This is a genomic window from Faecalimonas umbilicata (assembly GCF_004346095.1).
Taxonomy (GTDB): Bacteria; Bacillota; Clostridia; order Lachnospirales; family Lachnospiraceae; genus Faecalimonas; species Faecalimonas umbilicata.
Genome location: NZ_SLZV01000007.1, coordinates 8489 through 21097 on the forward strand (window position 1 = coordinate 8489; position 12609 = coordinate 21097).

24 protein-coding genes and 1 pseudogene are annotated in these 12609 nt (G+C 40.7%); 4 read left to right on the plus strand and 21 right to left on the minus strand.

All coding sequences use genetic code 11. From position 1 onward, the window contains the following. Window positions 1–136 precede the first annotated feature (136 nt). The 17 genes from EDD74_RS04520 to EDD74_RS04585 all read right to left on the minus strand — a co-directional run bounded on the left by EDD74_RS04520 (window position 137) and on the right by EDD74_RS04585 (window position 8023). Window positions 137–400, minus strand: a complete 264-nt coding sequence (locus EDD74_RS04520) for a hypothetical protein (RefSeq protein WP_116441700.1) — start codon at window positions 398–400, stop codon at window positions 137–139. A 152-nt stretch (window positions 401–552) separates the two neighbouring features. Further along, on the minus strand, window positions 553–747 hold the full coding sequence (locus tag EDD74_RS04525; RefSeq protein WP_116441699.1) for a hypothetical protein: 195 nt from the start codon (window positions 745–747) through the stop codon (window positions 553–555). A gap of 77 nt (window positions 748–824) precedes the next feature. After that, window positions 825–1046, minus strand: a complete 222-nt coding sequence (locus EDD74_RS04530; RefSeq protein WP_132038439.1) for a hypothetical protein — start codon at window positions 1044–1046, stop codon at window positions 825–827. Window positions 1047–1240: 194 nt separating this feature from the next. Then, entirely contained in the window at window positions 1241–2149 is a 909-nt protein-coding gene (locus tag EDD74_RS04535) for a hypothetical protein (protein WP_116441697.1), read from the minus strand. Then, window positions 2149–2898, minus strand: coding sequence for a ParA family protein (locus EDD74_RS04540; protein ID WP_116441696.1), 750 nt, complete (start codon window positions 2896–2898; stop codon window positions 2149–2151). The genes EDD74_RS04535 and EDD74_RS04540 overlap by 1 nt, the downstream gene beginning before the upstream one ends. Further along, window positions 2895–3419: a hypothetical protein gene (locus tag EDD74_RS04545; RefSeq protein WP_116441695.1), complete on the minus strand. Its 525-nt coding sequence runs from the start codon at window positions 3417–3419 to the stop codon at window positions 2895–2897. The genes EDD74_RS04540 and EDD74_RS04545 overlap by 4 nt, the downstream gene beginning before the upstream one ends. Continuing rightward, entirely contained in the window at window positions 3370–3603 is a 234-nt protein-coding gene (locus EDD74_RS04550; protein ID WP_116441694.1) for a hypothetical protein, read from the minus strand. The genes EDD74_RS04545 and EDD74_RS04550 overlap by 50 nt, the downstream gene beginning before the upstream one ends. Then, on the minus strand, window positions 3588–4019 hold the full coding sequence (locus EDD74_RS04555; RefSeq protein ID WP_165851588.1) for an RNase H family protein: 432 nt from the start codon (window positions 4017–4019) through the stop codon (window positions 3588–3590). The genes EDD74_RS04550 and EDD74_RS04555 overlap by 16 nt, the downstream gene beginning before the upstream one ends. Then, the gene (locus EDD74_RS04560; RefSeq protein WP_116441692.1) at window positions 3985–4731 is read right to left on the minus strand and encodes a rolling circle replication-associated protein; all 747 of its coding nucleotides are present in this window, start codon (window positions 4729–4731) and stop codon (window positions 3985–3987) included. Before EDD74_RS04560 ends, EDD74_RS04555 begins: the two co-directional genes overlap by 35 nt. A 135-nt stretch (window positions 4732–4866) precedes the next feature. Continuing rightward, the gene (locus EDD74_RS04565) at window positions 4867–5316 is read right to left on the minus strand and encodes a sporulation initiation factor Spo0A C-terminal domain-containing protein (protein WP_116441691.1); all 450 of its coding nucleotides are present in this window, start codon (window positions 5314–5316) and stop codon (window positions 4867–4869) included. 54 nt (window positions 5317–5370) lie between these two features. Beyond that, entirely contained in the window at window positions 5371–5547 is a 177-nt protein-coding gene (locus EDD74_RS15000) for a hypothetical protein (RefSeq protein ID WP_165851587.1), read from the minus strand. Further along, window positions 5548–5703, minus strand: coding sequence for a hypothetical protein (locus EDD74_RS15005; protein ID WP_165851586.1), 156 nt, complete (start codon window positions 5701–5703; stop codon window positions 5548–5550). It lies immediately after the preceding gene. A 70-nt stretch (window positions 5704–5773) separates the two neighbouring features. Continuing rightward, on the minus strand, window positions 5774–6640 hold the full coding sequence (locus EDD74_RS04570) for a prohibitin family protein (RefSeq protein WP_116441690.1): 867 nt from the start codon (window positions 6638–6640) through the stop codon (window positions 5774–5776). Continuing rightward, window positions 6637–6813: a hypothetical protein gene (locus EDD74_RS15010; RefSeq protein WP_165851585.1), complete on the minus strand. Its 177-nt coding sequence runs from the start codon at window positions 6811–6813 to the stop codon at window positions 6637–6639. Before EDD74_RS15010 ends, EDD74_RS04570 begins: the two co-directional genes overlap by 4 nt. A 6-nt stretch (window positions 6814–6819) precedes the next feature. Then, complete coding sequence (locus EDD74_RS04575) at window positions 6820–7005, minus strand: helix-turn-helix domain-containing protein (protein ID WP_116441689.1); 186 nt, start codon at window positions 7003–7005, stop codon at window positions 6820–6822. Window positions 7006–7490: 485 nt separating this feature from the next. Beyond that, a complete protein-coding gene (locus tag EDD74_RS04580; protein WP_116441688.1) occupies window positions 7491–7775 on the minus strand; it encodes a hypothetical protein in 285 nt (94 codons plus the stop codon). After that, a complete protein-coding gene (locus EDD74_RS04585) occupies window positions 7775–8023 on the minus strand; it encodes a hypothetical protein (protein ID WP_116441687.1) in 249 nt (82 codons plus the stop codon). Before EDD74_RS04585 ends, EDD74_RS04580 begins: the two co-directional genes overlap by 1 nt. Before the next feature lie 100 nt (window positions 8024–8123). Between EDD74_RS04585 and EDD74_RS04590 the strand changes: the two genes are divergently transcribed. Next, a complete protein-coding gene (locus EDD74_RS04590; RefSeq protein WP_165851584.1) occupies window positions 8124–8822 on the plus strand; it encodes a DUF4145 domain-containing protein in 699 nt (232 codons plus the stop codon). Here EDD74_RS04590 and EDD74_RS15225 read toward each other — a convergent pair. Both EDD74_RS15225 and EDD74_RS15015 read right to left on the minus strand, forming a co-directional pair. Then, window positions 8779–9045, minus strand: a complete 267-nt coding sequence (locus EDD74_RS15225; protein WP_174704850.1) for a hypothetical protein — start codon at window positions 9043–9045, stop codon at window positions 8779–8781. The genes EDD74_RS04590 and EDD74_RS15225 overlap by 44 nt on opposite strands. Window positions 9046–9053: 8 nt before the next feature. Continuing rightward, entirely contained in the window at window positions 9054–9206 is a 153-nt protein-coding gene (locus tag EDD74_RS15015; RefSeq protein WP_165851583.1) for a hypothetical protein, read from the minus strand. 164 nt (window positions 9207–9370) lie between these two features. Between EDD74_RS15015 and EDD74_RS04600 the strand changes: the two genes are divergently transcribed. Next, window positions 9371–9706 (plus strand): helix-turn-helix domain-containing protein, encoded by a 336-nt coding sequence (locus EDD74_RS04600; RefSeq protein ID WP_306306571.1) that lies wholly within the window; start codon window positions 9371–9373, stop codon window positions 9704–9706. 10 nt (window positions 9707–9716) lie between these two features. Here EDD74_RS04600 and EDD74_RS15485 read toward each other — a convergent pair whose 3' ends face one another. Next, window positions 9717–9839: a hypothetical protein gene (locus EDD74_RS15485; RefSeq protein WP_278320662.1), complete on the minus strand. Its 123-nt coding sequence runs from the start codon at window positions 9837–9839 to the stop codon at window positions 9717–9719. Between the two features lie 186 nt (window positions 9840–10025). Beyond that, window positions 10026–10223 (minus strand): helix-turn-helix domain-containing protein, encoded by a 198-nt coding sequence (locus EDD74_RS04605; protein ID WP_116441683.1) that lies wholly within the window; start codon window positions 10221–10223, stop codon window positions 10026–10028. Window positions 10224–10528: 305 nt separating this feature from the next. Here EDD74_RS04605 and EDD74_RS04610 point away from each other — a divergent pair, with 305 nt between their 5' ends. Together EDD74_RS04610 and EDD74_RS04615 are read left to right on the plus strand one after the other, a co-directional pair. Next, complete coding sequence (locus EDD74_RS04610; RefSeq protein ID WP_116441682.1) at window positions 10529–12076, plus strand: recombinase family protein; 1548 nt, start codon at window positions 10529–10531, stop codon at window positions 12074–12076. Between the two features lie 33 nt (window positions 12077–12109). Continuing rightward, window positions 12110–12550 (plus strand): annotated as a pseudogene (locus EDD74_RS04615) (manganese catalase family protein); the annotation flags it as partial. Window positions 12551–12609: the final 59 nt, after the last annotated feature.

The following is a 12609-nucleotide window of genomic DNA, read 5'->3' on the forward strand; positions in this document are numbered from 1 at the left end:
TAATACCAACCTCTGCCAGGGCTTCCCCTTTTCCAATATCTTCTTTACCGCTTTGTCTCGTTTCATTTCAACTCCTTTCTGAGGGGCGATCTGCCCGGAAAGAGCCACACGGCTCTTCCCACCAGTCTGGCTCTTCTCATTTTATGTCTGCAATTATTTTTCGGATACTTTCTACAACCCGTTCTGCTTTCATTTCTATTTCCTTTGCAAAGTATTTATCTCTTTCTTCTTCGCTCATTCGCGATAATTGCATTGTTTTTTGCATCTCTTCTTCGGCTCTTTCTTTTCCTATAGTTTCTTCCAGCACTTCCCTCACTGCTACCGTGATTACTCCATAATCCGCTAATGTCTCGTATAAGTCTCCTTTGATTTCTGTTGTTCCTCTTTCTGTTTTAATCATTTTTCTTTCTCCTTCTTGATTCAAATTTTGTACATGTTTCTGCGTCACAGTCTCTTCTATGACCGGTCTTTTCTAGGTAGTCACATAAGACTGTGGATTGCAGTTTTACGCTGTATTTGCACTTTGCGCAGCGTTTCTTGTGTGGTGGTATATCAAGCTTCACTGTTGATCTCCTTTATTACCTTGTTTATAAATTTATTTATAATCTTTTCTATCTCTTCCTGGGCTTTCTCTTCTTCCGCAGAGAGGGCAAAGTCCATTCTTGCCCGCATCAGGTGCATTAATACCAACCTCTGCCAGGGCTTCCCCTTTTCCAATATCTTCTTTACCGCTTTGTCTCGTTTCATTTCAACTCCTTTCTGAGGGGCGATCTGCCCCTCCTCCGATAGGTTAATGAGTTACTGTGATATATTAAATCCTTAGATCATAAGGCTTCGTCAATAAAATGGAATCCATCTGTCCACTTTTCCTGTTTGGGTTCCGGTGTGTTATCCACAATTCCGGTCAGATTATCCTCCTGGAATTTTGCTCTAAACTCCTCTCGGGTGTGATCACGCTCATAAGCCTGCTGCGCGCGTCTCCTCAAGATCATGTCGTTCGTCTTGTTATTGTGTACCGCCTCCGGTCCGGCGGTGTGATGCCGCACTCAGAGATATACCTTTAATCCGGTTTCTTCGCTGTTTTTCCGATCCGCTCCAGGAAAGACATGATGTTCTTGCACGCAAGCATGTTTTCTGTAATTTCCAGATAGGCAGCACAGATAACATGTTCCGTCTTTCTGGTGCATGATGGATTTTGTCTTCTTTCTGGTCTTTTTCCTTTTCCCCGGCTTCGGGAACATCATTTCTGACACTTTCCGACCTCCTTCAGATGCTCGATTAGGGCGGTGATATTGGTTTTTCCATCCGCAAAATGCTTTGTGTCCGGCTTTAAGAGATACTTTTCTTTTCCTTCACTTTCTCCCTTCCAGCTGGTGTAGGGATACTCTTTTACGATTATTGCAGATCCATCTGGGAGGTCGTATCGGTAAAACGTTTCTTCGGTGTAGGTGTTTCTACACCATACTGGCCACTTCTGATAATCATTTAAAAATGCTTCCCGCTCTTCTTTGTTCTTCAAACCCGGAAATGCTTCTTTGTATTCTGCTTCGATTATCTCCTCCCGAGGTACTTCCTGCTGCTCTTCTGTGACTGTTTGAGGCTCCAGGAAAGGCTCTTCAGTTATTCCTTCTACCACTTCTGGATAATCGTGGATTTCCATCTGCCCCGGGATCTCTTCTTGCATTGGATTTCCAATGCTTTCTTCTGTTTTTCGCAGCTCTCTGATCTCCCTTACTGTCATGTCTTTCGTGACCTGCTGCCGGGTGTCCTCCTCCAGGTAAAGCATTTCCTGCAACTGACTCTTTCCAAACTGCTGATACTCCTCTTTTAGGTATGGACTTTCCCCGTTTTGGCTAAACAATTCGTTCATTTTCATCCATCGGCTGGCAGTGCTGCGGTGCAGTCCATATTCTTGATCCGCAAACTCCCAGATGTCTTTGTATCCGTCTGCTTTATATTCCTCCGTCCTTTGGATTTTGCGGAGATAATACCCAACCTCCACAAAAGACTCCTTAATCTTGGTGATCCCGTCCCGGATTCCGGCTTTGGTCTCCTCGTAGGTCATGTTTGCGTACCAATTGCTGAGTTGGCCAGTCTGTGCCTGCTGCCTGCTCTTGCTGTTTAATGTGTCCAGTACATTAAATCCCATTACCTCTCCCTCCTTAGATACTCCTCGATAAACTTCTTATAATCCTGGGTGGCTCCGCACCGGGAAGAGTACTGCGTTACCGGCACTTGGCAGAGCGTTGCATCCTTTGCCTGCCGGGAATGCCGTATTTTTATGCTAAAGATTCGTTTGCCATATTCTTTCCGCAGCCATTCTTCGGCTTGCAGTGCTGCCTCGGTCTTTTCAAAATCCGTGATCAAGATTCCGGTGAGATTGGCTTTGCGGTTAATCTCTGTGATGTTTTGGATCTGACTCATCATTTCCACCATTCCATCCAGGGAGTAATTGTCCAGATTGATCGGAATTATTATCTCGTCTGATGCGATCAGCGCGTTTACCACGTTCATTCCGATATCGGGTGGGTTATCAATGATGCAGCGCTCATATCCCACTAACTCGGATAGTGCCTTTTGATACCGGTCATGTTGTGCTACGTTTCCGAGTAACACTTCTTTTTCTGCTTTCTCCATGTAGATGTTGCATGGTATGATGTCTATGTATGGATTTTCGGTGTGCAGGATGTTTCCTCGGGTTTTCCCGGTCAAAAGCATGACGGAGCTTCCGATCATGCGCTCCGGAGTGTATCTTTTAAATGCCTGGGAGAGATTTCCTTGCTTATCGTTGTCAATCCCCAGTACCCTCTCTTTCCTGGAGAGGAGTTCGATCATGGCCACACTGGTGGTCGTCTTTCCAGTGCCGCCTTTTAAATTTACGATGCTTGTAATTTTCATCTGTTCTCCTCCACCTTTCTAATGATTTCGTCTGCCACTTCGTCCAATCCTGCATTTCTGAGGATTTCCGCTACCGCCTCAACCGATATATATTGTCCTCTTGCTTTGGTGTTTTCCTCGTCAATCTGACTTAGGATTTCAAAATTCAAGTCTACATCGCACGTTTCCTTGAGTTCTGCTGCATAGTCGCTTACTTTTACATAGCTCCCTCCAAAGCGGTCCAGTTCCAGGCAGTCGGCGCAGACTCTGTTTAATTCCTTTTCAAAGTCTCCGATTCTCTTCTTTCTCCACCCGTATTTGTCATACAACGTCCACAGTGTTGTTGTTTTGATTGTGGATACGATCCGCATTGCAAGCATATTGTAGAGTTCTCTCATTCCGTCATAACTTTTCATCGCAAGAGGTAGTTCCAAGATTCCCCTTGCTTTCATGTCACTTTCCAATGCTTCAATTCCTTTTTCTTTTGCTACTCTAAGCGCGTAAGCCATACCTTCTCGTCTTAGTCTTTCTTCTTTCTTCATCGCGTTTTCTCCTCTTTTCCTCTTGTTTTCGGTCGTAATCTGTTTCGTACAAATATTCCTTACCGTTATAGTAAAAGTAGTAAGTAGTACCCCTTACCTGCTCTTCCCCTATGTATCTGCCTCTGTCAACTCCGTCATACATGGATCTGGCTTCTTTTTTGGCAATTTCTAGTTCGCTTTGCATTTTTCCATCTCCTCTCGAAGCAAATTTGTATGTTCCCAGTCATTCCCAACAAACTTTATGATGTGCTGCCGTCTATATGCGCTGATTTTCTCCCACTCTTTTCTGTGAGCAACATCCCTTCCGGTACTCGCTTTAAAATCTTTCTTTTCCCATGTATCCAGCTGTGTCTCAAACATTCCTTTTACATATCTGTTGTCTGTATAAATCAACACTTCGCAGTTCTGATCTAATCTTCTTAAGGCTTCAACGGTGGCCTCTATGACTGCTGCGTTGTAAGTGCTCCATGCTTTCTTCGAAGCAAATCTTGTTTCTGCTTTTCCGCTCTTGCGGATGTACTCCAGGAGGAAGCAGTATCTTCTTTCCAATCGTTGCGGCGCTTTTTTATCCGCCTCGATGTATATGTTTACCTTGTACACTTGTATCCCCCCCTATCTTGATTAATGTGTAGTATCTATATGGGTATCCGGTTACTGGATTGATTCCCTCCACAACGGAGGTCTTGTCCACATAATAGCCTTTTGGAGGCTTAATCTCCTTTTTCCATGTCCTGCGTTTTAAAATCTTGGTTTCCGGATCGTGCTCTATCATATTGCGAGATCTGGAATATGGCTCGCCCTGAGACAAATCTGATACCTTGGCAATGTACTCTGCCAAATCTTGGAAGCCTCCCTCTTCGTAAAGCAGCTGCATGTGGACTCGTCCTTTTTTCCACTGCCTAGCAAGGAGTAGATCTCCTCCGTCAATCCGGTTTATAATCGCATGCGCGTGTATTGCTCCTCTTGCTCCCTGCTCCATCTTTAGGATCCACTTTAACTGCTTGTCCTGCTTTTTGTAGTGGTACTTTAATCTGTTTAAGAGGTTGGACATGTCCTTTTTGGCCGCCTCCATGTCTTTTGGTCTGTCAGATGCTCTATATGTAAAAGTCAGCCAGTAATCTCCTTCCGTGAAATTCCACTTGATCAGCCTTCTTACCTTTCTCACTTTCATCCATTGGTTTTGCTTCTTGATCTGCTCCGGAGTGGCTTTCTTTTTCTTCTCTCGCCTCTGTCCTGGTGCTCCATATCTCCCGGTGTGCTTCTCTTCCACCTCCAGCGAATCCTTAAAGGTCCATATATCCCTCTTGTACATTTTCTGCCTCCCTTAGTCGTAAGTTTAATATCCTAATCAAGTTTAAAAAGAGGTCATTTTCCTCTTCATTTTCTTGACATCCTGCCATACAAACTTTATACTAAAGGTAGGTGTTTAAAGCTGTATAGCTTACCCCTACGGTTCTCCCAAATCGTAGGGGTTTTCTTTTTCCAGATTTTCCAACAATCTTTCTGCCTCTGTCTTTACAAAGCGTAGCATTTGTATTGTTTCTTTCCTGGTCTCTTCCAGGTGCTCTTTTGGAGTTTTATATTTGATCAGATTCATATATAAACTTTCCAGTAGCTTTCTGTTTTGTGTTTCGGTGGTATCTAAATACTTTGATATCGTCCTTAAGTTTCCTCGACTCAGCGCCTCATTAAACGCATATCTGATTGCTCGCTCTACCGCTCCGCATGTCACTTTGTATTTCCTGGCCACTTTTTCGTATAGGATCATCGTTTTTACCGTTTTCCATTCCCAGCCTTCCTCAAATAGTTCCATGATGTATACAATGTACTGTGCACCTTTTAAGTGCATGTCGATTCCTATTGCAGGCAAAATCTTCTCAGCTTTTTCCCTTATCATTTGACTTTCCTTCTTTTTTCCTTTATACTTAAATTGGATTATTACTTGAGCGCATTATCGGTTCCCCAACCGTGCGCTCTTTTTTACTGGCTGATTAATATTAATAAACTTCAATTCCTCCAGCCCTTTCTTTTCTCGCTCCGGAAATGGAATGATTTTTGCCATCGGCTCTGTCCTCTTCTCATATGTTTCAATTTTTCCATGCTTTCTAAAAAATCCTAAAATACTCATTTATGCCGTCCTTTCTCTTTGCTCTCTTTCTGCTTTTGTGATAATTGCCGCAAAATTATTTATTCTTTCTTGCGCTTTTTCTGGTGTTACATCCTTACAGCAGCTATCATCTATTCTTATTACTGCGCTTCCATTTTTTATTGTTTTTGTGATCATGGCATTACCTCCTTGCTAATGCTTATGTAGCACAGCAAGTACAACTTACCCTTGTACTTGCTGTATTTTTTTATTTTTCTGTCACGACAGTATCTGCTCCCTGCACTTCTACCCATCCGTGCTCTTTTCTCGCCTCTGCTTCTTTCATCCGGATCAGCTCATCTGTGATGGATTGGCTCACGATTCGGTTGGATTCTGCTTCTGCCTCTGCATTTGTGATCGTAACTGCTTTATCCGCCTCTGCTTTTGCTTTATTAGCTTCTCCCTGCGCAATGGCAGTCTGCTTATCAAGTTCTGCTTTCTCGGCATCCTGCTTCGCCTGCTCCTTTGCCTGCACTTTCTTTTGCAGTTCTTCGTCTAACTGGACATCAATAATCAGCGCAGACTGTACTTCGATTCCGTATTCACCTTTCAGTTTTTCATTCAGATATTTCGTAATCTCAGCTCCTACTTCTGATCTTTTTGTGCTGTAAATATCCATTACTGTAAACTTCGGAGTTACCTCTTTTATGTAGGCAATAATAGAGTTTTTTACTTTAGACTCTACGATCTCCTCTCCATCCATCCCATTAAATTTCTCATAGAGTGATGTCACTCTTTCCGGGATGAAATTGTAGTTTACGGTCATATTCATTTTCACCATACCGCCATCTGCCGGGGCATCCACATGAGTATCTTTTTCCAACTTTTTCTCATTGAAGTCTGCCGCGTTGTTGCTTAAAACAAGTTGCTGCTGTGAGACCGGATAATCTTTTACTTTTGCCAGTGGTCCTACAAATTGGAATCCTGGACCTAAAGTCTTTTCCTTTACCCCACTTTTTGCAGTGTATACAACACCTACTTCTCCTTGCCCCACATAAGTTCCGGACATTGCCACGTAAACTCCTGCTGCCACAACCGCTACTGCGATGATGGCTCCTACAATTTTTGCTTTCATTCTTCCTGCTCCTTTACTTTTTCTTTAATCTTTTTATGTGTTTCTTTTTCTATTTCAAAGACACTTTCTTGTCTTTTAATAGCAATGTGCACTCTGCTCCACACCCACCAGACGCAAATTCCAACTGATGCGAAGAGTAATGTTGTTAATGCAAATATTGCGATTCTTCCCATATCTCTTTACCTTTCCACAAAATAATCTACTGTTACCCCGAAAAACTTTGCTACTTTTGCTATGTTTTCCAATGATGGAGAGGATTTTTTCCATCCCTTTATCGTCTTGTTTCCAAAGCCCAGCTGTTTTTCAAGAGTTCTTATCTGTATTCCTCTTTCTTCAGCTAATTTTTCTATTTTTTCATATACCATTTTCTTACCTCTATGGACTTTTCTTTCATTTTTTGCTACAATGCCTTTGTTACCTTTAGATAATTTTCTAATGGCTATATGCCGGAAAGGAGCTTATTAAGGAGTAACATTTTATCAAGGGCGCAGGGAATAATCATTAAGAAAGGAGTTTGCGAAGGTACGTTTCTTATGATTCGTTATTTACTTTCGTAATAATGGTTTGTGCCATTATTACGGCAGTAAATTATCGCAAGTAGCGATAAACTTTGTATATTTCTTTTTTACCCTGCGTTATATCCCGGCAGCTTATGTTGCCGGGCTTTTTTATTTTTCTCCTCTCCGGCGATGCAGCTCTCTTTTAAAGGAGCTGCAAAGGAACAACGAAGTGTGAATATGTGTATGAGTAGATTTTAGAAGGAATTTTAACAATGGGCTTTAATGTACTATTCACTAAGGCTACCTGCTGCCTTTTCTTCGTTGTTCCTTTGCAACTCCTTTCTTTTCTCTTATTTTTTATCAAAATATCTTTTTAGTTCTTGGTAGAAAAATTGTTTCTCAAGGTCGCTCCACTCTTGTGGTGACAAACAAATTCTTAATTCCCGACAGCACTCTTCTCCATCTACATAAAATATATCAGTAACTATCTTTTCTTGATCCAAAAGCACTTCTCCATAATTTCTGATAGCTTTCCGATCTCTGTCCACCATCTTCAAAAGATTTTTCGTGTCATTTCGGATATCACTAATTTCTTGTTTCATGGAAAATAGTGCATTGTAAATCTTTTTCAGCATTACTCCTCTCCTCTCACTTCATTGATTTCATCCACAAGTTCGTCAGGTGCAAACGCCATAAATAGCGCTCCCAATACAAGTATCACATTCAAGATTGGACAAATATATGTAAGAAATCTTTTCCATAAACTCGATTTAGTTCCAACTACTTTAAATCTCTTATACTTATCTCTAAATATGATCCTCATTGCATTTAATGCAATCCAGCACAAAATGCAAATTGAAATATGTAATTTAAAAAGCCACATTTTTATCACCTCACTTTATTGATTTTTTCACTTCATGCTCCTATACTTTGATTACAGGCATCTGCCAATGCCGAGTATTATGAAAGGAACTATAATTACTATGCATAAAGATATTACTGCGTATTCTATTGACCCTGATCAACGTGAAAAGAGCTTTAATGTAAAATTGCCTAATAAATGTCCTTCATGCAATATCGCTTATGGAGAGCTACCAGTATGCAGTTATTACATAACCTCTACTCGTATTTTTCTTTCTGATAGACTCACGACAATTTATTCAATTTTTTATTGTCCGCACTGCGAACGTTGCTTTTTTGTACAATATTCCACTTCTGACGATAATGCGTGTCATATATCCATTGATGAAGTCTATCCAACTCCGAAATCTACTACGGACTTCTCTGATCGCATAAAAAAGGTTTCTCCTAAATTTGTAGAAATATATCGTCAATCTGAGCAATCCGAAAATCTAGGTTTTAAGGATATTTGCGGAATGGGGTATCGTAAGTCTCTTGAGTTTCTAATTAAAGATTATGCTATTTTTAAATATCCGGATTCACGGCCTGATATTGAAAATTCTCCTTTAAGCAAATGTATCAACACCTTTATTGAAGAACCGCAAATTAAGGTCCTCGCAAAGGCTTCCGCTTGGATCGGTAATGACGAAACACATTACATCAGAAAGCATGAATCTTATGATATTTCGAATTTGAAGCATTTCATTTCTGCAACAGTTGCGTATATTAACTATGCACTTACTTATCTTGAAGCTTCTGAGTTTCTACAAAATCCTCAATGACTTTCTTAAGTCTTTCCGATTTCCACTCTGTCAGATCACAAAGCAGAGTGGGGTCGGTATCTCTTTCTGCCAAGAAATCCCCATTCAAATCCCAATATTCCGTCACCTCACGCATCTTATCTCCTTCTATGCCAATCCCTTTCATTATTTTCACTTCGATGACTGGCACTACTTTCACACTATTAGGTCCTTCTCTTCTTGTCTTCATTTCGCAACTGTTCATCTGTTCTCCTATCCTGCTTTCCTACACATGTGCTCTGCGCATAAAGCAAATCCCTCCAATAACCTAAGAGCCTCATTTTTTCTTTCTTTCGGAATCTTCTTTATAAGTTCCGCAAATTCTCTTCCATCTTCTCTGATTTCTTCTAAGTCTTTACTTTTCATATTGTCACTTCCTTTCTTGTCCCCTTTGCCCACATTATAATCCCCTTAGACATCTTTGTCAACTCTTTTTTGTTCCCTTTGCCAACTTTTCCTCTTGACTATCAAATGCGTCAGTGTTATCCTATAACCAGAAAGAAGGTGAATGCATGACTCAAGGTGAACGAGTGAGAGAATTAAGAAAATTCTTAAACTTAACTCTCGAAAAATTTGGTAAATCTTTGGGAGTTGGAAAAACTGCTATTTCAAAAATAGAGAATAACGAAAGAAAACTTACTGAACAAATGATTTTATCTATATGTAGAGAGTTTAGGGTAAATTATTTTTGGCTTACTGAGGGTAAAGGAGAGATGTTTACCGGAACTCCAGAAAGTGTTGTTGACGAAATTGCAGAAGATTACAATTTAGATAACATTGACAGAAAAATGCTAGAGAAATATCTATCTCTTAGCAAAGAAGAACGGGATGTTATAAAAAACTTTTTCAAGGATATTTTCACATAAAAAGAACGGGCTATTCACCCGTTCTCATAATGAAAAATTTATGCACATATTTATAAATTTTTTCTAACACTTGATTGTCATTAATTTTTTCAATCATAATAATAATAAATTTTTTATACTCTTCGTTATTCATATGTACCTCCCATGTCCGAAAGAACATTTGTTCGTTTTTTTATAATATAGATGATACTACACCCCCTTCTATATTTCAATAGTTTTTACGAACATTCGTTCTTTCTGTTTTATCTTACATTTAAGTAAACAATGGAGTTACCGATAACTTATTCCAAAATGGTAAATTGTCCCAGATCTGGGACGCTTATTTGTAGGGAGAGTCGATAAGGTCATAAATTTTTACTTTTAATCCTTTTGCCAGGATTTCCAGTGTATCGGCAGATGGGGAAACTTCTCCATTTTTGATGCGGTTGATTGTGGATTTTGGTATCCCGGTCATAATTGTTACCTGCCGATTCGTTAGGTTTTTCTCGTACATGATCTTATCTAGTAGTATCTTCATAATTTTATTATAAATTATAAAGAAATGGAGATGCACTGGTAAAATATGGAAATAATTAATTTATTATGCAAAAAACCGCCCCTGCGCCAACAGGAACGGTTCAAAATCACTAAACACTACGCCAATAGTGTTTAATCCTCGTAATCAATACGAGGTCGTATATAACGCACACATCTCGAAGATGCGTACAATACTCACCACATATATTGTATCATCTTCGAGCAGTCATCGCAATCGAAACATATTTTCGGTGGCTGTTATTTTTGTACTCATTTTTAATATAATTTACAAAGGAGATTGATATAATGTCTTATTTAGTTTATTTACGTAAGAGTCGTAAGGATCTCGAAAATCCTTTTATGACCACCGAAGAGATTTTGAACCGGCATGAATGTATCCTTCTTGATCTTGCTAAAAAGATGAATCTTTCTATTGGTGGCATCTACCGCGAAATCGTATCCGGTGATAGCATTTCTGCTCGTCCCGTCATGCAGAAGCTTCTTCGCGAGGTAGAATCCGGGATGTGGGAAGGTGTCCTTGTCGTAGAGGTGGAACGTCTTGCTCGTGGTGATACCGTGGATCAAGGTATTGTGCAGCGTACTTTCCAATACTCCGAAACATTGATCATCACGCCGCAAAAAACGTACAACCCTTCCAGTGAGTCTGATCAGACTTTTTTTGAGTTCGGCTTATTTATGAGCCGCCAGGAATATAAAACTATTAAGCGTAGGCTTAAAAGCGGTGTAATGTCCGCAGTCCGCGAAGGGAAGTGGCCATACAATTCTGCCCCTTATGGTTATCGCCGTTATAAGTTGGCGAATCAGAAGGGCTGGAGCCTTGAATTTGACGATCAGGAACGTCCGATCGCAGAATTAATCTACCATCTTTTTTGCGATGAAAAGCGAGGTTTGGGATATATCTCTGATTATCTAGAAGCACGCAATATAAAATCTCGGACCGGCGGGAGGTTTACCGAAAGCTTTCTTCGAGAGTTTCTCCGGAATCCAGCGAATGACGGAAAAGTATTTTACGGCAGGCGCAAAGTCGTGACGAAAATTGTAAACGGTTCTTCCGTCCGCACTCGCCCGCGTGCAGATGAATACATAGAGGTAGCCGGCCTCCACGATCCATTAATCCCTCATGATTTGTTCTTGAAAGCACAGGAGAGGTTCCGTGTAAGCACTCCTCGCAATCCTTCTTCTTATGCTGTAAAAAACCCTCTTTCCGGTATTCTTGTCTGCTCTGAGTGTGGTCATAAATTGCAACGCAGACCTGCTTCTACTTCTAAGCGCGGCGCTCCTTATGATGTGCTGATGTGCAAAACAAGAGGCTGTCCTACTGTCGGGAGTGCAGTGGAAGTAATAGAGAGAGAAGTTCTGTACGCTCTCGAAGACATTGTGCGCGGATACGAAGCAGATGTGCCCTCTGTGCCCTCTCTCGTCCCACAGAAGGAAGAATTGCTTCATAACGCGATTTTACACCGTACCGATCTAAATAAGCAGCAAGAACGAATCTATACGCTTTTAGAGCAAGGTATTTACAGCACCGATGTTTTCCTGGACCGTTCGAAGGCTTTGGAAAAGCAGATGCAGGAAGTGGATCATAGCATTGAGGTCTTGAAAAATGAACTGGAAGAAGAGAAAATAAAATATAATAACTGGAAAAGCTTTGTACCGACTTGTAAGCAACTGTTAGAAATATATTGGACGCTTACTCCTGATGCGAAGAACTCGGCTCTTAAAGAAGTGATTGATAGGATCGAATACAAAAAATTGACGCGGAACCCGAAAGGAATGTGTGATGTCGCAACTTTTGAACTTACCCTATATCCAAAAATCCCTATGAAATCCTAACTTTTTGTTTGTTTATATTACCGATAACATCATGGTACTAACGAGCTTGCTCATATGGAAATGATCTGCGCAATCGTATACCAACTGACGAAAGATCTGACTCCGGAACAGATTAAAGAATCTGGCTTTGACAAATATTATGTCGACCATACTCTCGCACTCTGGCCTCAGTCTGCCGGAGGAACACCTTGGACTGCAACTTATTTCCAATCCAAAGGGGATCCAATCACTGACCTCCATGAAGATATGGCCGCAGAACAGAAAGCTCGAACCACTTACGACAATATTCTCCGGTTGGTGAAAGATCCTGAAATCTGCGAACCAATCCGTTTTCTACGGGAACGTGAGATTGTTCATTATCAGCGTTTCGGTGAAAGTCTCCGAATCGTTCAAGATCATTTGGACAGCAAAAACTTCTATGCGTTCAATCCTGAATTTGATATGAAATCTTGCTTCAAGTGCGACACTGAATAACATTCTAAAAGAGAAAGAGCATCCTTCTAAGAAAACCATTCATGGAAATGTTTTCGTTT